The sequence below is a fragment of the Ruegeria sp. I1 genome, from assembly GCF_056532675.1.
This window is the reverse complement of the sequence record NZ_JBQFNM010000006.1, coordinates 170,720-190,496: the sequence shown is the minus strand read 5'-3', so window position 1 is coordinate 190,496 and position 19,777 is coordinate 170,720. Positions and strand designations below refer to the sequence as shown.

The 19,777-nt window shown below is 56.1% G+C and carries 18 protein-coding genes; 12 read left to right on the top strand and 6 right to left on the bottom strand.

The annotated features are described in order from the left end of the window. The first annotated feature begins 57 nt into the window (after window positions 1-57). From ACR0DH_RS13180 to ACR0DH_RS13135, 10 genes are all read left to right on the top strand, one after another. The gene (locus tag ACR0DH_RS13180) at window positions 58-1,821 is read left to right on the top strand and encodes an acyl-CoA dehydrogenase family protein (RefSeq protein ID WP_480549723.1); all 1,764 of its coding nucleotides are present in this window, start codon (window positions 58-60) and stop codon (window positions 1,819-1,821) included. A 22-nt stretch (window positions 1,822-1,843) separates the two neighbouring features. Next, the gene (gene dmdD, locus ACR0DH_RS13175; protein ID WP_480549721.1) at window positions 1,844-2,653 is read left to right on the top strand and encodes a methylthioacryloyl-CoA hydratase; all 810 of its coding nucleotides are present in this window, start codon (window positions 1,844-1,846) and stop codon (window positions 2,651-2,653) included. 16 nt (window positions 2,654-2,669) lie between these two features. Further along, entirely contained in the window at window positions 2,670-4,283 is a 1,614-nt protein-coding gene (locus ACR0DH_RS13170; protein ID WP_480549719.1) for an AMP-binding protein, read from the top strand. Window positions 4,284-4,467: 184 nt separating this feature from the next. Next, complete coding sequence (locus ACR0DH_RS13165) at window positions 4,468-5,142, top strand: hypothetical protein (RefSeq protein ID WP_480852364.1); 675 nt, start codon at window positions 4,468-4,470, stop codon at window positions 5,140-5,142. Beyond that, window positions 5,139-5,807 (top strand): ABC transporter ATP-binding protein, encoded by a 669-nt coding sequence (locus ACR0DH_RS13160; protein WP_480549715.1) that lies wholly within the window; start codon window positions 5,139-5,141, stop codon window positions 5,805-5,807. The genes ACR0DH_RS13165 and ACR0DH_RS13160 overlap by 4 nt, the downstream gene beginning before the upstream one ends. After that, window positions 5,804-6,973: an ABC transporter permease gene (locus tag ACR0DH_RS13155; RefSeq protein ID WP_480549713.1), complete on the top strand. Its 1,170-nt coding sequence runs from the start codon at window positions 5,804-5,806 to the stop codon at window positions 6,971-6,973. Before ACR0DH_RS13160 ends, ACR0DH_RS13155 begins: the two co-directional genes overlap by 4 nt. Window positions 6,974-6,989: 16 nt before the next feature. Further along, window positions 6,990-7,760 (top strand): DUF4198 domain-containing protein, encoded by a 771-nt coding sequence (locus tag ACR0DH_RS13150; RefSeq protein WP_480549711.1) that lies wholly within the window; start codon window positions 6,990-6,992, stop codon window positions 7,758-7,760. Next, entirely contained in the window at window positions 7,757-8,092 is a 336-nt protein-coding gene (locus tag ACR0DH_RS13145) for a hypothetical protein (protein ID WP_480549709.1), read from the top strand. The genes ACR0DH_RS13150 and ACR0DH_RS13145 overlap by 4 nt, the downstream gene beginning before the upstream one ends. A gap of 2 nt (window positions 8,093-8,094) precedes the next feature. Beyond that, on the top strand, window positions 8,095-8,988 hold the full coding sequence (locus ACR0DH_RS13140) for a metal ABC transporter substrate-binding protein (RefSeq protein ID WP_480549707.1): 894 nt from the start codon (window positions 8,095-8,097) through the stop codon (window positions 8,986-8,988). A gap of 69 nt (window positions 8,989-9,057) precedes the next feature. After that, window positions 9,058-10,551 (top strand): cryptochrome/photolyase family protein, encoded by a 1,494-nt coding sequence (locus ACR0DH_RS13135; protein ID WP_480549705.1) that lies wholly within the window; start codon window positions 9,058-9,060, stop codon window positions 10,549-10,551. A gap of 66 nt (window positions 10,552-10,617) precedes the next feature. Here ACR0DH_RS13135 and betA read toward each other — a convergent pair whose 3' ends face one another. The 5 genes from betA to choX all read right to left on the bottom strand — a co-directional run bounded on the left by betA (window position 10,618) and on the right by choX (window position 16,612). After that, entirely contained in the window at window positions 10,618-12,261 is a 1,644-nt protein-coding gene (gene betA, locus ACR0DH_RS13130; RefSeq protein ID WP_480549900.1) for a choline dehydrogenase, read from the bottom strand. Window positions 12,262-12,272: 11 nt separating this feature from the next. Beyond that, a complete protein-coding gene (gene betB, locus ACR0DH_RS13125) occupies window positions 12,273-13,724 on the bottom strand; it encodes a betaine-aldehyde dehydrogenase (protein WP_480549703.1) in 1,452 nt (483 codons plus the stop codon). A 33-nt stretch (window positions 13,725-13,757) separates the two neighbouring features. Next, complete coding sequence (gene choV, locus ACR0DH_RS13120; protein WP_480549701.1) at window positions 13,758-14,780, bottom strand: choline ABC transporter ATP-binding protein; 1,023 nt, start codon at window positions 14,778-14,780, stop codon at window positions 13,758-13,760. Window positions 14,781-14,782: 2 nt separating this feature from the next. Further along, complete coding sequence (gene choW, locus ACR0DH_RS13115; protein ID WP_170535328.1) at window positions 14,783-15,613, bottom strand: choline ABC transporter permease subunit; 831 nt, start codon at window positions 15,611-15,613, stop codon at window positions 14,783-14,785. Window positions 15,614-15,694: 81 nt separating this feature from the next. Next, window positions 15,695-16,612, bottom strand: coding sequence for a choline ABC transporter substrate-binding protein (gene choX / locus ACR0DH_RS13110; RefSeq protein WP_170535326.1), 918 nt, complete (start codon window positions 16,610-16,612; stop codon window positions 15,695-15,697). A 113-nt stretch (window positions 16,613-16,725) separates the two neighbouring features. On the opposite strand from choX, the gene betI reads away from it, so the two are divergent. Together betI and ACR0DH_RS13100 are read left to right on the top strand one after the other, a co-directional pair. Next, window positions 16,726-17,310 (top strand): choline-binding transcriptional repressor BetI, encoded by a 585-nt coding sequence (betI, locus tag ACR0DH_RS13105; RefSeq protein WP_480549698.1) that lies wholly within the window; start codon window positions 16,726-16,728, stop codon window positions 17,308-17,310. A gap of 185 nt (window positions 17,311-17,495) precedes the next feature. Further along, a complete protein-coding gene (locus ACR0DH_RS13100; protein ID WP_480549696.1) occupies window positions 17,496-19,295 on the top strand; it encodes a vanadium-dependent haloperoxidase in 1,800 nt (599 codons plus the stop codon). A 39-nt stretch (window positions 19,296-19,334) separates the two neighbouring features. Here the strand turns inward: ACR0DH_RS13100 and ACR0DH_RS13095 are convergent, their stop codons facing one another. After that, a complete protein-coding gene (locus ACR0DH_RS13095; protein WP_480549694.1) occupies window positions 19,335-19,760 on the bottom strand; it encodes a VOC family protein in 426 nt (141 codons plus the stop codon). Window positions 19,761-19,777: the final 17 nt, after the last annotated feature.

Sequence of the window (19,777 nt, the reverse complement as noted above, 5' to 3'; positions counted from 1 at the left end):
AAGTCTTGGCACAGATATATGACGCGAAACCATAGTTGCCGAGAGGAGGAGGCAGTCATGTCCTATCAACCGCCCGTGCAGGATTTGATGTTTTGTATTGAACACCTCTCGCATTGGGATCAGGTGTCCTCTTTGGCGGTGTATTCGGACTATGATCTGGCGGACATTGGGGCTGCTTTGGATGGTTACGCCCGGTTCTGCGGTGAACAAATCGCGCCGTTATCTCATATCGGAGATACATTGGGTGCCCGGTTCGACAAAGGGCGGGTAACGATGCCTGAAGGGGATGCGCAAGCTTATGCACAATTCGTCGAAATGGGTTGGCAGGCCCTGACCCATCCTGTGGAATACGGCGGCATGGGGCTTCCGAAAACAGTTGGCGCAGCGGCGGTCGAGATGCTGAATGCCGCCGACATGAGCTTTGGCCTGTGTCCCTTGCTGACCGACGGCGCGATTGAGGCGTTGCTGCTGACAGGCTCGGACGCGCAGAAAGCTATTTATTTGGAGCCTTTAATTGCAGGGCGCTGGTCGGGCACGATGAACCTGACCGAACCGCAGGCGGGCAGCGATCTGGGTCGCGTCTCGACCAAGGCGGTGCGGCGCGAGGATGGCAGCTATGGCGTGTCCGGCACCAAGATCTTCATCACATATGGCGCGCATGACCTGACTGAGAACATCATCCATCTGGTTCTGGCGCGCACCCCTGACGCGCCCGCCGGACCGAAGGGTCTGAGCCTGTTCATCGTCCCGCAAAAGATGGTGGCAGAGGATGGCTCGGTCGGGGCCGAGAATTCGGTGAACTGTGTCAGCATCGAACACAAGCTGGGCGTGCGCGCCAGCCCAACGGCGGTGTTGGAATACAAAGACGCAACGGGCTTCCTGATAGGTGAAGAAAACCACGGGCTGGAATATATGTTCATCATGATGAACGCCGCACGCTTTTCGGTCGGTGTTCAGGGCATCGCGACATCAGAACGCGCCTATCAGCGCGCCTTGGCTTATGCGCGGGACCGGGTCCAAAGCCGCCCCGTGAATGGTCAGGCCAAGGACGCCGTGGCGATCATCGAACACCCCGACGTGCGCCGCATGTTAATGCGGATGCGCAGCCTCACCGAAGGCGGGCGCGCTATGGCGGCGGCCACAGCGGGCCTGCTGGACATCGCGCATCATCAGGATGATCCGGATATGGCCGCTCTGGCTGAGTTCATGGTTCCGCTGGTCAAGGGCTTCTGCTCGGAACGCGCGGTCGAGGTCGCCTCTCTGGGGGTTCAAATCCACGGTGGCATGGGCTTCATCGAAGAAACCGGAGCCGCTCAGCACTACCGCGACGCTCGCATTCTGCCGATTTACGAGGGCACCACCGCCATTCAGGCCAACGACCTTCTGGGCCGCAAAGTCATGCGCGACGGGGGCGAGACTGCGCGCCGGTTCGCCGCCCGCATTGCGGCAACCGAGGCCGAGTTGGCAGAAGGCGATGCCACCGCGCAAGCCATCGGCGCAAGCCTTGCGCAGGCACGCGCCGCATTTGAAGCCGCGTTGGAATGGCTATTGCAAAACAGCCGCAAAGATATCGACGCCGCTTTTGCGGGCTCGGTCCCGTTCCTGATGCTGGCAGGTACGCTTGCGGCGGGTTGGAAACTGGCAAAGAGTGTCACGCCCGCGCAGGCAGCGTTGAACGATGGGCAGGACACGCAGTTCATGACGCAGAAGATCGCCACCGCGCTCTTCTTTGCCCAGCACATCCTGCCGGAATGTAGTGCCGAACGCACTCGCATCTTGCACGGCGCGCGCAGCTTGCTTGACGCGGCCTTCCCCGAATAACGCCTTTAAAAGGATCCGCAATATGAATGATGTCGTGAACCCCGCCACTTATGAGAACCTCGCGATTTCCGAGCGTGACAATGGCCTCTATGTCGTGACCCTGAACCGCCCGACCAAGCGCAATGCATTGGACGTGGCCACGATCGAAGAACTGATCCGCTTTTTCAGCGGCGCACGCATGGCCGGCGTTAGGGCTGTTGTGCTGGCCGGCGAAGGCGACCACTTCTGCGCAGGTCTGGATCTGGTGGAACACTGGAAAGCCGACCGCAGCCCCGATGACTTCATGCATGTCTGCCTGCGCTGGCATGAGGCGTTCAACAAGATGGAATATGGTGGTGTGCCGATCATCGCCGCCCTGAAAGGCGCGGTGGTTGGCGGCGGGCTGGAGCTTGCCAGCGCCGCCCATATCCGCGTCATCGATCCCGGCACCTATTTCGCCTTGCCCGAGGGACAGCGCGGGATTTTCACGGGCGGAGGCGCAACCATCCGTGTCTCGGACATGATCGGCAAATACCGCATGATCGACATGATCCTGACCGGCCGCGTCTATCAGGGGCAAGAGGCCGTCGATCTGGGACTGGCGCAATACATCACTGAAGACGGCGGCAGCATGGCCAAGGCAATGGAACTGGCGGAACAGATCGCGCAGAACCTGCCTTTGACCAATTTTGCGATCTGTTCGGCGATCAGCCATTTGAACAACATGTCCGGCATGGATGCTGCTTATGCCGAAGCCGTGGTCGGCGGTGTGGTCAACACCCAGCCCGCCGCGCGCGAACGGTTGGAAGCCTTTGCCAACAAGACCGCCGCCCGCGTGCGGCCCAACAGCTAAGACAGGCGGGACCCGGATGCGTCACCATTTCGAAGCTCTTCAGAAGACACGGGCCAACCATGTGCCTTTGTCCCCTTTGTCCTTCCTGCGCCGCGCCGAATCCCTGCACGGCGCGCGCACCGCTGTTATCTATGGTGATATCCGACGAAGCTGGGCGGAAACCGCCGCCCGCATTCGCGCGGTGGCCAGTGGGTTGGTCGCACTTGGCGTGCAGAAGGGTGACACGGTCTCGGTTCTCAGTCCAAACATCCCGGAACTGTTTGAGCTGCATTTTGCCCTTCCCCTGTCCGGAGGGGTGCTGAATACGCTCAACACCCGGCTCGAGCCGGAAACCATCGCCTATATTCTGGAACATGCGGATACCAAGCTGGTGATCGTGGACCGGGAACTGGTGCCGCTTTTGTCCAAAGCATTTGATCTGCTGGGTCGCACAATACCTGTGGTCGAAATCGCCGATCCTGCCGCCACTGGTCAAACCCTCGGCGGCCAGACCTATGAGGCACTGACCACGGCCCCACCCTTGCCGGTCAATCTGCCCGATGATGAGTGGGACGCGATTGCATTGAACTACACCTCGGGCACCTCGGGCCGCCCCAAGGGTGTCGTCTATCATCACCGTGGCGCTTACCTGATGGCGCTGGGTACTGGCACCGCATGGCAGATACCGCCCTATCCGGTCTACCTGTCCGTTGTGCCGATGTTCCACTGCAACGGCTGGGGCCATCCCTGGTTGATGGCGATGCTTGGTGGGACGGTTGTCTTTACACGCATCCCCGCCGCAGACCCTATTCTGGAGGCGATCCGCACCCATGGCGTGACCCATTTCGGTGCCGCCCCTATCGTGCTGCAAATGCTGGCAGAGGCCGAAAGCGACGCTGGCCCCTTTGATCCCGCAATCCGCGTGTTGACCGCCGGCGCGCCTCCGCCTCCTTCGGTTTTGGAAAAGACCCGCGCGATGGGGTTTGACGTCATGCAGGTCTATGGTCTGACCGAGACTTACGGCCACATCTCACAATGCCTCTGGCAGGAAGAGTGGAACGATCTCAGCCCAGCGGAACAGGCTGAATTGCAGGCACAACAGGGCATCGCCTTCCCGATGGTCGAAGAGGTCACGGTGATCGACCGCGACAGCGGCGCACCGGTACAGCGCGATGGTGCCACACAAGGTGAGATCGCCATTCGGGGCAACACGGTCATGGCCGGGTATTACAAAGACGCCGAGGCGACCTCGAACGCCTTCGAGGACGGCTGGTTCTGGTCCGGCGACGGAGCTGTGATGCATGAGAATGGATACATTCAGATCCGCGACCGCCTGAAGGACGTGATCATCTCGGGCGGCGAAAACATCTCATCCGTCGAGGTCGAAGCGGTGCTGTATCGCCATGACGCGATTCAGGCCGCCGCCGTGGTCGCAATGCCGCATGAGAAATGGGGCGAGGTCCCCTGTGCCTTTATCGAATTACGCGACGGGGCCGAGGTAACCGCTGAGGATATCATCGCTTTCTGTCGCGATCATCTGGCCGGGTTCAAAGCCCCAAAAGCGGTTGTTTTCGAGACGCTTCCTAAGACCTCAACCGGCAAAATCCAGAAATTCCAACTGCGCTACCGCGTCAAAACACTCGCTCTTTGAAACCCGGTACACGTCGTAGCTAAGGATCGAAGCCTAACGAGTCATGAAATCGTCGATCAGCGGCGAAGCTCGCTGATCAGAACTGCTTGACCGCAGCCCTAGCTTTGCCAATGACTGGTCTCAGCCTTAGATGCGCGCCGCTTCGATGGCCGCTGGGCGGGGCGGTCGATAAGAAGGCCAAGCAGTGCAATACCCGATACGGGTCAGGGCTTTTATTATTGATCCAATCGACGTTCTGGAACGTAGTTGGTTTAAGCTGGGATTTGGATACATGGGTCAGAACGTTCTGTTAGCCATAGTTTTTGCATTGGGCGTTGGCGGAATTGCTGGCTTTATTTTTCTATCGTCCGAAAGATCGGCAGATGCATTGCCACCCGGGGCTTATTCGGTACCAAACATGCCCGGAATGACGGTTCCGGTCGCCTATGAGCTATCAGATGAGTTGATTCCGGCGTTATTGATCGTGATCTACGAGGCCTTCGCGCAGACCCAAGAAGATACCATTTATGACCAGTTGGCAAAGGTCACGCATGGCGACGCGCTGGAGTATCTTTACCTCGAACGGGTTGGTGCGATGGAAGGGAATGGGCTGGATCAAGCGGATCAGACCATCCACGAAATCAGCCTATTGGACAGCCTCGTGACGCAAAGCGATGAGACGCTTGAGGTCGATGCAACATGGCAGGTTATTGGGACGGTCGGTCACGCTGAACACCTTCATGTACGAGGTAATACCTATTATGCCGCCTTGTCGATCTCTCCGATTGAGGGTGCATGGCGGATTACAGATTTCGACTTGCTTGAGGTCAGCCGCGACAGTGCAGGTGAGGTTTTTCAGGTTTCGGAAGAAAATCAATGATCCGCGTCGAAGACCTTAGTTTTAGTTACAGTTCCGGCGCGTTTCGCTTGCGGGTGCCGCAGCTATCCCTGAGGGAGGGCGAACGTCTGGCCATCGTTGGGCCAAGCGGCAGTGGAAAGACAACCCTGCTGAACCTGATCGCGGGTATTCTGACACCTGAAACAGGGTGTATCGAGGTGGCCGGAACAAATGTCTCGGGATTGCCAAATGCGGCGCGTCGTCGGTTTCGCGCCAGCCATATCGGTTTCGTTTTTCAGGATTTTGCTCTGCTGGATTACCTGAGTGCACGGCAAAACATCCTGTATCCTTATCGCATTACACCAGCGCTCAAACTGGATTCCGCGGTGTGGAGCCGGGCAGAGGCTTTGGCGGAGGCCTGTGGTATTGGTGATAAGCTGGACAGGCATCCCGAGGCCCTTAGCCAGGGGGAACAGCAACGCGTCGCCATCTGCCGTGCTTTGGTGACCCAACCCAAGCTTATCCTGTCTGACGAGGCGACCGGCAATCTGGATCCGGAAAGCAAAGGACGCATCCTGGATTTGCTGTTCGAGCAAGCCGCAAGCGCGGGGGCGACGGTTCTGGCCGTGACCCATGATCACGAACTTTTGCCGCGTTTTGAGCGAGTTATCGACTTTGCGCAATATCGCGAGGCGGCCGAGCTATGAATGCGCTTTACCTCGCCTTTTCCTATCTGCGTTATCATTGGGCGCGCAGTCTTGTGTTGGTGATTGCGACGGCGCTGATCCTGTTTGTGCCGGTTGCCACACAGATCTTGCTTTCCACAAGTCAGACATCCTTGGTCGCGCGGGGTGAGGCGACGCCACTGCTGTTGGGAAATCGTGGATCGCGGTTGGATCTGACAATGGCTGCCCTGTATTTCTCAGATGAACGCCCTGATCCCATCGCAATGCGAGAGGTGGATGTGATCTGGGACAGCAATTTGGCTCTTCCCATCCCGGTCCATACTGCGTTTTCGTCTGGCGGTTTCCGGATAATCGGCACGACGCTCGACTATTTTGAGTTTAGGGATCTGGCGCTTGCAAACGGGCGGGGCCTGTCCTTTCTGGGCGAAGCAGTGATTGGGGCCAAAGTTGCCCAGGAGTTGAGCAAGGACGTAGGGGATACTTTGGTCTCCGCACCCGAAAATCTGTTCGACCTTGATGGCGTTTACCCTCTAGAGATGCCAATTGTCGGGGTGTTGGCTCCGACCAACACGCCAGACGATCAAGCGATTTTTGTTGATATCAAAACCGCTTGGGTGATCCAAGGGATTGGGCATGGCCACGAGGATGTGGTGACCGCCGCGGATATTGCAGCTAGGACTGATGCACTGGCGAATGCAGCTGTGGTGCAATATCAGCGTATAACGCCGGACAATATCGATAGCTTTCATTTTCATGGGGCACAGGCTGGGTTTCCGGCCACTGCTGTGATCTTGATCCCGAATGACCGGCGATCGGCCACGATCTTGAAAGGGCGGTATCTGGACAGCGAAAATCCCAGCCAACTGTTTGAACCGGCGCAGGTCATACAAGGGCTGGTCGATCGGATATTTCGGATCAAATCACTATTGGACGTGGTGACGGCGATCATCGCGGTGGCGGCTGTTGCCGCCGTTGGGCTTGCCGTTTTCCTTAGCTATCGGCTGCGCGCAAAAGAGATTGCGACAGCCGTCAAGTTGGGGGCCAGGCAGGGCATGGTTTTGCGTCTGCTGGCAGCCGAAACAGTCACTCTGCTGTTCATTTCAGGGTGTATCGCAGCCTTTGGTGCTGCATTGGTGTCACGACATGCTGAGACTTGGGTGGGATGGCTGCTCTCGCTCGGCACATGATCAGAAAGGAAAGACTATGAAACAGCATATTCTTCTGGCGGCATTGGCAGGCAGCGTTTCTGTCACACCTGCGCTTGCCCACTACGGAATGATCATCCCGAATGATCCGATGATCAGTCAGGAAGATGGCCGCAGCTTATCCTTGACCATGTCCTTCTCACATCCGTTTGAACTGGACGGGATGACACTGGAAAAACCTGCAGCCTTTACCGTCACACATGAAGGGCAAACAACAGACATCCTGAGCAGCCTTGAGGGTGCCACTGTTATGGATGAACAGGGATATACGCTCGATTTTCCGCTTGAACGCCCGGGCACTTACATCTTTGCGATGGAGCCCAAACCTTACTGGGAACCCGCTGAAGATGCTTTCATTATTCACTACACCAAAACCTATGTAACGGCTTACGGAGATGATGAGGGTTGGGATGCCGAGCTTGGTCTCAAGACCGAGATTGTGCCCCTGTCTAAACCGTTTGGTCTGTGGGAGCGCAATGTCTTTCAGGGTATCGTCAAGATGGATGGCACGCCCGTACCTTATGCCGAAGTTGAGGTAGAGTTCTTCAACAATGGCGCCGGTGCAACCGCGCCGGATGAGTTGATGATCACGCAGACAGTTAAGGCAGACGCAGATGGTGTCTTTACCTATGCGGCGCCATCCGACGGTTGGTGGGGTTTTGCTGCGCTCAATACGGCGGACTATACCTTGCCTCAGGATGGTGAAGACAAGGCTGTCGAACTGGGCGCAGTTCTGTGGGTGCATTTCGAGGAATGGACAGGTCAGTGATCCGAACACTTGGTTTAGCCGCCCTATGCGCCGCTGCCCCCTTGGCTGCGGCTGCACACAAACTTGTCGTTTTCGCCTCGGTCGATTGCAAAATGGTGACGGTTGAAGCGAAGTTTTCGAACGGCAAACCCGCCCAAAAAGGTGAGGTGCGCGTACTGGATGGGCAGAATGCTTTGCTGCAAACCCTCTCGGTTGACAGTGATGGCATGGCGCAAATCCCCCTCAGCAGTGTTGATCATTCAACCGGTCTGGTGATTGAGGTTGATACCGGAGACCACGATAACTACTGGATTGTCACGCCCGAAGATATCGCGCGGAAATGCGGGAGTTGATCATGAAAAGGATGCTCACGTGTGGTGCGCTGATGGTTCTGGGTCTGCTCGTGGCCACGTTTGCGACCGCACAAGAACGGTCAAAAATTGTAGCAGTTAACTACCCGTTGCAGTATTTCGCCGAACGCCTTTTAGGGGATGCCGCAGATGTGGTGTTTCCCGTACCCGCGGATGTCGATCCTTCGTTTTGGCGGCCCTCTATCGCTGATATCAGCATGATCCAATCGGCAGACCTGATCCTGCTGAACGGTGCCGCCTTTGCCACTTGGATTGATCGCGTGTCTCTGCCGCGATCCCGGTTGGTCAACACCTCTGCCGCGCTTGAGGACCGATACATCGCTACCGAAAGTATCACCCACAGCCATGGTGAGGGTGGAGAACACTCGCATGAGGGATTAGCATCCTACATCTGGCTTGACCCAACTTTGGCGATTAAGCAGGCGGAGGCAATTGCGAAGGCCGCAACTCAGCGTGCGCTTGCCCCGCCCGATGAAATTGCAGCTAAGCTCGATACGCTCCGCGCTGAGTTGCTGGCGTTGGATCAAAGGGCCCAATCGCTGCTTGCGGGCGGCACAGATGTCACTCTGATCGCGACGCATCCAAGGTATCAGTATTTCAGCCGCCGCTACGGTCTGGAAATCGCATCGCTTGAGTGGGAGGCTGGGGCCGCTCCAAATTCGGAGCAATTGGCCGAATTGCTTGATCTCAAACAACAGACAAGTGCAGAGGTATTGATCTGGGAAGCAGATCCACCAATGGCAGCGTTGCGAGCTGTGGAAGAGCTGGGGATGCAGAATGTGGTCTTCCCACCTCTTGTCCATAGGCCGGAGGGTGCAGATTTCGTAAACAGCTACGAAGATTCGGTTCTTGCCCTATCGACGGCATTGGCGAACTGACACACCTTTCTGCGCCTGTGTAGATGTGCGCCAGCTAGGACCAATGACTTTCTAGCTTGGAGATATGGATTGACCGCGGCGACACTCATTCTTCCCAATCAGCTTTATGCCGACCATCCAGGTTTGGTCGACGCTTCGGCGCGTGTTATCTTGTTTGAGGATCCTCTGTTCTTTGGCGACGCGCAGTACCCGGCAAAGATGCACAAGCAAAAGCTTTGGTTGCACCGTGCAAGCATGTCCCGGTATCATCGCAACCTGCTGGATAAAGGCCTGAATGCTGAAGTCTTTTCTTACGAAATGCGAACAGATGCGTGCGGTCTCTTGTTCCAGGGGCTGTCACAGGACGGTGTCAGTTCGGTTGTGATGGCTGACCCGGTAGATTTCATTGCAGAGAAGCGCCTGCAAAAGGCCGCGCTTCATGCGGGTATCGCGCTTGAAATTCGTCCATCTCCCGGTTTTCTGAATACTAAGGCAGACAATGAAATTTGGCGAAGTGGTCACAAACGCTGGTTCATGGCCGACTTCTATAAGCATCAGCGGCGCCGACTGGGTGTTTTGATGGATGGCGATGAACCAATCGGTGGACAATGGAGCTTTGACCACGACAACCGCAAGAAAGTTCCCAAAGCCCTTCTGGGCTGTTTACCTGGGATCGACTGGCCGGAACATGGCGCGCTGGATCACGCTGCAAGGGATAGTATAAACGCAGATTTTCCAAACGCTTATGGTTCACTGGACAGGCTGTATTACCCGACATCTCATATGGCCGCCGAGATTTGGTTGAACCAATTTCTCGAGCGCCGTTTTGATCGGTTCGGCGACTATGAAGATGCAATTGTCGAAGGCGAAAGCTGGCTCTGGCACGCGGTCCTGACGCCCGCGCTAAACATCGGGTTGTTAACCCCAAAACAAGTAATCGACGCAACTGTTGATTATGCGCAATTCCGAGACGTTCCGCTCAATTCCATAGAAGGTTTTGTCCGTCAGATCATTGGTTGGCGAGAGTTTATGCGTGCCACTTATGAAGACCTTGGCGTACGTATGCGGACGACCAACCATTGGGGACACAGCCGAAGGATGCCGACAGCGTTTTATGATGGCACAACAGGGATAGGCCCAATCGACGATACCATCACGAGGGTTCTTCACACCGGATATTGCCATCACATTGAACGGCTGATGGTTTTGGGTGGGTTTATGTTTCTGTGTGAAATTGATCCAGACGACGTGTACCGCTGGTTCATGGAGATGTTCGTGGACAGCTACGATTGGGTCATGGTCCCAAATACGTATGCCATGAGCCAGCACGCAGATGGCGGGCTTATCACGACCAAACCTTATTTCTGTGGCTCAAACTACATCCGCAAAATGAGCCATTGGGCCAAAGGGCCTTGGTCAGAGGTCTGGGATGCCTTGTATTGGCGGTTCATAATCAAGCATCAGGACAATCTCGGGCGAAATCCACGCTGGGCTATGATGTGCCGAACTGCGGCCCGAATGAAGCCAGAGAGAAGAGATCGATACGTTGCGACTGCGGATGCCTTTCTTGCGCGTCTATCCTGATCCAGTAGTAACCTTGCTTCTACCAATCAATTCTATGCGTACCGATGCCGGCGCGCATTCTGACTTTCAACTCGTGTGCAACCATGGCTTAGCATTTGAGGGCGGCAGGGGCGTCTGACCCAGGATATGGTCAGACGCTTTTTCCCCCACCATGATCGATGGCGCATTCAGGTTCCCGTTGGTAATGCGCGGGAAGATCGAACTGTCAGCAACGCGCAGCCCGTCCACTCCGATCACGCGGCATTCCGGGTCAACTACGGCTGTTTTGTCGTCGGCTCGGCCCATTTTGCAGGTCCCGCAGGGGTGATAGGCGCTCTCGGCATGTTCGCGGATGAAACCGTCCAGATCGTCATCGGATTGCAGCGCCGAACCGGGCTGGATTTCAGATTTCACATAGGGTTTGAACGCGTCCTGCGCGAAAATCTCGCGTGTCATGCGGATGCACCTGCGGAAATCGATCCAGTCTTGTTCGGTGCTCATGTAGTTGAACCGGATTTCTGGCGCAGCCAACGGGTCCGCCGATTGCAGCTGAATCGACCCGCGCGACGGCGACCGCATGGGGCCGACATGGGCCTGAAACCCATGACCTTCGGCAGCGGCTTTACCGTCATACCGTACTGCCATGGGCAAGAAGTGATACTGCACATCCGGGTAGGTTTTTGACGGGTCAGACCGCAAAAACGCGGCCGATTCAAACTGGTTCGACGCCCCAAGACCCTTTTTGAAAAACAGCCATTGCGCCCCGATCACTGCCTTGGAGAACAGGTTCCAGTGTTTGTACAGTGTGATCGGCTGCTTGCTGGCCATCTGGATATAGAGTTCGAGATGATCCTGCAGGTTCTGCCCAACCCCGGGTCGGTCGGCGACGACCTCGATCCCATGCTGTTTCAGATGCGCGGCTGGCCCAATGCCGGACAGCATCAGCAGTTTCGGAGAGTTGATGGACGAGGCCGCAACAATCACCTCTCGGTTTGCATGCAGAACCTCGGTCTTTGATCCGTCGACCACTTCGACACCAGTCGCGCGGCCGTTTTCGATCACGATCCGTTTGGCAAAGGCGCGGACAAGGCGGCAGTTTTCGCGCTTCAGAGCCGGTCTCAGATAGGCATTTGCGGCAGACCAACGCCTACCTTTGTAGACGGTCTGTTCCATCGGGCCGAAGCCCTCTTGCTTTTCGCCATTATAGTCCTCGGTTAACTCGTATCCGGCCTGATGACCAGCCTCGACAAAGGCGTGAAACAATGGGTTTTTTCGCGGGCCGCGCGTTACATGAAGCGGCCCGTCCGTCCCTCGCCACATCGGGTCGCCCCCGTGCCCGGCGCTGTTCCAGGTTTCCATCCGCTTGAAATAGGGAAGCACGTTCTTGTAGGCCCAGCCATCAGCGCCGGCATCCTGCCAATGGTCATAGTCCAGCGCATGACCACGGACATAGACCATCCCGTTGATCGACGATGATCCGCCGACAACCTTGCCGCGTGGCGTCGCCAAACGTCGGTTGTTTAACTGTGGTTCCGGTTCGCTTTGGAACCCCCAATCGTATAGGGGCATGTTCATCGGGTAGGACAGCGCCGCGGGCATTTGAATAAACGGCCCCACATCCGAGCCGCCAAATTCGATCACCAGAACCGAATGTTTGCCATTTTCTGACAGCCGATAGGCCATCGCACACCCGGCAGAGCCTGCGCCGATGATGATGTAATCTGCATTCAGCTTGGTCATGATCAGTACGGAGCCTCAACCGGTGTCATGCGCACGAAAACCGTCTTGAGCTGGCTGTAATGCTCGATTGCAGCCTTCGAGTTCTCGCGCCCAACGCCCGATTTCTTCATGCCGCCAAAAGGGATTTCGACCGGTGCGTCGTTGTAGGAGTTGATGAAACAGGTGCCCGCATCCAAGCGGTCAATCACCCGATGCGCGCGCGTCAGGTCCGAGGTGAAAACGCCCGCTGCCAGCCCCAATTCGGTGTCGTTAGCACGGGTGATCACCTCGTCTTCGGTTTCGAACTCAAGTATCGACATGACCGGGCCGAAAATCTCTTCACGCGCGATAGTCATGTCATCGTGCACATCCGAGAAGATGACCGGTTCAATAAAGAACCCATCTCTGTCGATCTGCGCGCCGCCATAGGCGAGGGTTGCGCCTTCTGCTTTGCCTTTGGCGATGTAGCCTTCGACGATCTCAAGCTGGCGGGCCGATACCATTGGACCCATCTGGGTTTCTTCGTCCCTGGGATCGCCGATGATGATCTTAGATGTCCGCTCGATCAGGCACTCCAAAAAACGGTCCTTGATCCCGGATTGTACAAAGACACGTGTTCCATTCGAACAGACCTGGCCGGTCGAATAGAAGTTGCCCAGCAGCGCGCCGCCAACCGCGTCTTCAAGCGACGCGTCGTCGAAGACGATCAGAGGAGATTTTCCTCCCAGTTCCATCGTCACATGTTTCATGCCCGCTGCCGCAGAGGCATAGACCTTGGCCCCGGTCGCAGCCGACCCGGTCAGCGAGACCTTGTCGATATCAGGATGCTGGGTCAGCGCCGCGCCGACATCTCCATAACCCTGTATGACATTGAACAACCCTGCCGGTGCACCGGCCTCGATCAGAATCTCGGCAATTTTCAAGGCGCTCAGTGGCGTGAATTCGGACGGCTTAAAAACCATCGCGTTTCCGCAGGCCAAGGCAGGAGCCCCTTTCCAGCACGCGATCTGAGTGGGGTAGTTCCACGCCCCGATACCGGCACACACGCCCAGAGGGACGCGTTTTGTATAGGCCCAATCTTCACCCAGCGGGATATGTTCGCCGGTCAGGCTAGCGGCAAGCCCGCCGAAATACTCCAGTGCATCCGCGCCCGAGGTTGCATCGGCGCAGATTGTCTCCTGCAGCGGTTTGCCCGTGTCATGGGTCTCCAACCAGGACAGATCATGATTGCGCGCGCGGATCAGATCTGCGGCGCGTCGCAGAACCCGGCCCCGCTCGGTTCCGGTTTGTTTGGCCCACTGGATTTGCGCTGCGCGCGCCGTTTTGACGGCAAGTTCAACAATCTCGGCTGTGGCTGAATGCAGGCGGGCGATCTCTTCGCCATTTGCCGGGAAGACACAGGAAATCGGGGTTCCGTTTGCATCCTCGATATAGGCGCCATTCACGAAATGGCTGGCCTTTGGTTGAAAGTCCATCTTGATATTCCGTTATGTCACCGGGGCTAATGCTCAGCACCGCTCGGACAGGTTTTTGACCAGTGAGGTGTTCGAAATCTCGCCCAGGCGCGATCCGTCGCGCATGACGATCAAAGGCGTTCCGTCATCGGGCAGAATTGACATGACGTCTTTGACGGCCATTTCTGCCGGAATCTCGCGCCCTTCCGCCTGACCGGGTGGCCCCATGACATCTTCGGCAGTCAGTACGCCCAGAGGATTCATGTGATTGACAAATTCCGTCACATACTCGTTCGCGGGGTCCGTATAGATTTCCTTTGGTGTCCCGCTTTGCACGATGCGCCCGCCTTCGAGGATGGCGATTTTGTCGCCCAGCTTGAAGGCTTCATCCAGATCGTGGCTGACAAAAACGATCGTGCGTTTGAGTTTGCGCTGAAGCTCCAGCAACTCATTTTGCAGATGGTTGCGGATTAGCGGGTCCAAGGCCGAAAACGGCTCGTCCATCAACAGGATCGGCGCCTCGGTGACAAAGGCACGCGCCAGCCCAACGCGTTGCTGCATGCCGCCTGACAGTTCTGAAACCTTCAGATCGGCCCATTCGGACAGACCAACAAGCTCCAGTTGTCGGTCCACGCGCTCCATGGTTTCTTTTTGCGGCGTGCCGCTCAGTTCCAGCCCAAGGCCAACATTTTCACGGACGCTGCGCCAGGGCAGCAGGCCGAATTGCTGAAACACCATCGCAACGCTGCTTTGGCGGATGGAGCGCAGGGTGGACGCATCTGCGCGGTTTACGTTGACCAGTGATCCTTGATGGCGCAATTGCACATCGCCGCGCACCACGGGGTTCAGGCCATTCACACTGCGCAGCAGGGTTGATTTACCGGATCCGGACAGGCCCATTAAGACTAGGATTTCGCCCTCATCCACCGTCAGCGAGCAATCATGGACCCCCAGAACCTGACCGGTCAGATCGCGGATTTCAGCGCGATCCTTTCCCTGATCCATCTCGGGCAGGGCGCGCTTTGGGTTGTCCCCAAACACAATCGAAACATTGTCGAACTTGACTGCGGTTGTCATGGTCAGCGCTCCATTCTCAGCATGCGGTCAAGCGCGATGGCGATGACCACGATGACCAAGCCGCTTTCGAACCCAAGCGCCGTGTTGACCTGGTTCAGGGCACGCACAACCGGAACACCCAGACCGCTGGCCCCGACCAGAGCCGCGATCACCACCATCGACAGCGACAGCATAATGGTCTGGTTCAAACCAGCCATGATCTGCGGAAAGGCCCACGGGATTTCAACTTTGACCAGCTTCTGAAACGGGGTCGCGCCAAAGGCATCCACAGCCTCGAGCAGAGACTCGGGCGTCGAAGACACGCCCAAATGGGTCAGGCGGATCGGGGCGGGCAGAACGAAGATAACCGTCGCTATCAGTCCGGGCACCATTCCGATGCCAAAGAAGACGATTGCCGGGATCAGATAGACAAAGGTTGGTAAGGTCTGCATCAGGTCCAGCACCGGTCGCAAAAAGCTGAAAAATCGCGGACGATGGGCTGCAGCAATGCCAATTGGCACGCCGATTGACATACAAACCACACAGGCCGACAAAACCAGCGTCAGGCTTTCGGTGGTTTCTTCCCAATAGCCTTGGTTGATCACAAACAGGAAGGACAGAAACACCAACAAACTGGTCTTCCAATTGCGCTGCAAAAGATAGGATATTGCGGTAAATGCAAGCACCGTAATCAGCGGGTTGGGGGTTTGAAGAACCCACAAAATACCGTCAATCAGCGCCTCGAGGCCTGTTGCCAGGGCATCAAAGAAGAATGCACCCTTGTTCTGCACCCATAGGAAAATCTGTTCGAGAAACTTCCCGACCGGGATTTTCGAACCCTCTAGCCAATCCATGGTTTCCCTTTCGCATCACAAAAAATCTCCGACCCCCACGGAGAAATAAGGGCCGGAGACAGAGTTGGTTTTTAGCTGAGATCAGAGACCCAGAGCGCTTTTGACAGCGGCATTCGCGTCACCGCCATCCAGCGTTGTGACCCCGTCCAGCCAAACCTCGACAGTGTCCATATTGCCTGCGAGCCAAGCCTTGGCCGCATCTGCTGGATCCTGACCATCTTCCAGAATGGCAGCCATGATTTCGTTTTCCATCGGCAGCGTGAACTCAAGATTGGTCAGTAACGCGCCAACGTTGGGGCATTCGGTGACATAGCCACTGCGGGTGTTGGTATAGACGTCGCCCTCGGCGCCGAACCATTCCTCACCCCCCGTTAGGTAGGTTAGCTCCATATTCGAGTTCATCGGGTGTGGTGCCCAGCCCAGGAACACCACGGGTTTGCCGCGGCCGTCGATGCGCGATGCTTGCGCCAGCATGCCCTGTTCCGAGCTTTCGACCAGGTTCATCGCGGACAAGCCAAACTTATCTTCGGCAATCAGGTCCAGAACAATGCGGTTACCGTCATTGCCCGGTTCGATCCCGTAAATTGTACCATCCAGAGCATCTGCGTGGGTGGCGATATCGGCAAAAGTGGCAATGCCCAGATCACGGCCCGCCGCGTTGGTGGCCAGCGTGTACTGAGTGCCCTTCAGGTTGGCGCGAACCGTGTCGACGGTGCCCGCTTCGCGGTAGGGGGCGATGTCGGCTTCCATCGTGGGCATCCAATTGCCCAGGAAGACATCCACATCCCCAAGTTCGAGCGATTTGTAAGTCACCGGCACGGACAGGACTTTGACATCCGTTTCATAGCCCAGCGCTTCAAGAATGGTTGTGGTCGTCGCTGTGGTCGCGGTGATGTCTGTCCATCCCACATCCGAAAATGTAACCTTGTCGCAGGCGGCATAAGCTGCGTTTGCGCTCAGAAGCGCCGCCAGCGCCGTTGCAGTCACTTTAAAAGACATCATGTTCTCCCGTTGGTTTCTTGTATATTTGTTGACGTATAATCAAAAAATTGATTCATTAGTCAATAATCAATTTATTTGACCCTGTTTCTATGATGAACTAGGCGCTGGATATGCCAAGAACAAAAATCAAAGACATACGCAAAAACGAGATCATCGAAGCCGCCATTGCCGAGATTGGTCGGACCGGATCAACCGACATTACGGTTGCAAAGATCGCGGATGTTGCCGGAGTGTCCAGCGGGTTGGCGCATCATTATTTTGGCAGCAAGGAACAGATCTTGATCTCGGCCATGCGGCGTATTCTGACGATCTTTGGGGCCGATGTACGCAAAGGGTTAGCGCGATCACAGTCGCCTGAACAGCGCCTGGAAGCCATTGTTATATCGTGTTTTTCCAGCCAGAACTTCCGTCCGGGGATCACCAATGCCTGGCTGAGTTTCTATGTGCAGGCGCAATATTCCAAAGACACTGAACGCCTGTTGCATATCTACTATCACAGGCTGCAATCCAATCTAAAAAGCAATCTGAAACCACTTATCGGCACGCGGGCTGAAGAGGTTGCGGTGGCGCTGGCATCGTTGATTGATGGGCTCTACATTCGATTGTCGTTCAAGGGCGGAAACCTCAGCCCGGATGACGCAACCGATATTGCCTTGGGCTTTCTGCGTCAGAGCCTTTCAGCCACTTCCGCATAACATCATCTGCAACTGATCTGATTATTTCCAAGCAGGTCAAAGGCCAATCTTTGGGCAAATGTGATCTGTTTCACGGCGGGCAAACACGCTCTGTGATAGAGACCAGCACGCGTTGACGTTATTTTCGCGTCAGCGTTTTAAGACCAATTCAATTTAAAATTTTTATTTTCAAAGGAGTGTTAGACATGGCAGTCAACCGCCGCGAGGCCGCATTTGAAGGCCGGGTATCCGCTGCGCGCATGGCGCGTGACCGGGTGCATCCAGACCATACCGCCAATGGCGACGAGCAGAGATACGCCACTGCACATTATCCGATGAGCTTTACCAAGGGGCTCAATCATAACTCTGCTACCGGGCTTGTTGATGACAAAGGGCATTTCGAAGCGTTTCGTCAGGCCATTGATGAAGGCTGGATCGAGCCGTTCACATCCCGGGTTCCTGTACCAACCCCGCCCAGGGGAAAGGGGCGCAGAAAATGGGAAGCACCGACCGCCGGAGTGGTCTACGATCTTGAAGGGCCCGATGCGCAGGCCGTAACTATGCCGCCGGCGCCCGAACTCTGTAGCGACGAGCTGACCTTTGAAATGGCCGAAGTCTACGAGTTGGCCATTTTGCGCGATGTGTCATTTTCACAGTTTCAAACTGGTGGTGCTCAGCTGTCCAACTCCGTTGCGCGGCTGAATGCGCTTGATTTTGCCCAAGCCGGTTTCCCAGGTGGCAGAGGTCGCACGAGTGCGACAACAACTACGTTGGATGCTCAAACTGCCTTCAGAGGCTCGTCCCCGGGCTGTGATAAGGGACCGTACCTGTCACAGCTTATGTTGATTGGTACCCGCGATCAGGCTGGATCCGTTGATCTAGAGGACGGGTTGATCAGCTTTGGTGCTCAGCAGGTAGACCAGCGTGTTTTGGTTGCCGCGAAAGGCGATGACTACATGAAGACATGGAAAGAGTGGCTTGATGTTCAACAGGGCTATGACGTCAATATGTGTGGCGCTGGTCAGGATTTTAGCGAGAAGAAGCGCTGCTTCATAAAAACACCGCGCGATCTGGCTACGTATGTGCACTACGACGCGCTCTATCAGGCCTATCTCAATGCTTGTCTAATCCTACTGGGCATGGGCACGCCGTTTGATCCGGGGTTTGCAAATCTCTCGGGCATGCGCGATGTCTACGATCCTAGCTCGGGTCAGCCACAGAATGCTGGCGGGTTTGCACTTTATGGTGGTCCACATATTCTGACTCTGGTGACCGAAGTGGCGACACGCGCGCTGAAGGCGGTTCGGTTCCAAAAGTTCAATAACCATCTGCGTCTGCGCCCTGAAGCATTGGCCGCGCGGCTCGCGAAGGCCGACGTGATCGAGCAATATCACCCCAGTCTTTGCGGGGCTTTCAGCAAGATGTGTGATGATCTGATGTCGAACAAAGGGCGCGATGGTAAATCGACCCTTGACAAGATCGCGCACGGCAACCCAAGGCAGCCAAAGCAATTCAACAAAGGTAACTTTTTGCTGCCTATGGCATTCGGTGAAGGTTCTCCGATGCATCCAGCTTATGGTGCCGGGCATGCGACCGTTGCGGGTGCCTGTGTAACGGTGTTGAAAGCCTATTTTGACACCAGCACAGTTCTGGGAAAAAACGCTGATCGCGATAGCTGCAATTGTGGCAAGGACGGGTTCTACCGTTCTATTTCTGAGGCGAGCGAATATACAGCGCCAAAGAAAGGCTGCGACAAGCTTGACCGCAAGGTCGTCAAGTGCCCGCTGACCCTGGAAGGTGAGCTAAACAAGCTTGCCGCTAATATCTCAATCGGGCGCAATATGGCCGGTGTGCATTATTACTCTGACTACTATGACAGCCTGCGCATGGGTGAAGAAATCGCGATTGCCATGCTCGAGGAACAGGCGATCTGCTACCCGACTGATCCCTTTGTCCTGTCGGTTCCCACGTTCGACGGTCCGGTGCGCCGGATTGGAAACCGGTAACCAGAAGAAGGTGCCCCCGTTTTTTTCGGGGGCACTGTTTCATTGGCCGATAAGTTGAAAAAACTCAACAAGTTGGCCGTTTGGGTCAGTGATCTTGAGCAAATGAATGCCAGGTTCTTCAATGATCTCGGGCGCCTCAGCGCCTGTGTTTTGAATGCGGGTACGTAGCGTGCTTAAGTTGCCTGAACGAATATACGGGACCGCGCCGGTGCCTGCTTGGGCGTCAGGCGCGAATCTATTGCGTGACACGATCGCGAACCAACCGCCCGATATATCGAAGGCGACAAACCCCTCTAGTTGGATCATCGGATCCCGCGCGAATAGCGTGCGATAGAACGTTTCGGATTTTTGCATGTCATTGGTGTGCACATAAGCACCCATGGCCAAGAGCGCCACGTCTTGGGCAGCTGAACCACCGCTGCCCGCACAGAGCATTGCAAGTGTCATAGATAGGATGTGCTTCATTCATTTATCTCCTGTTT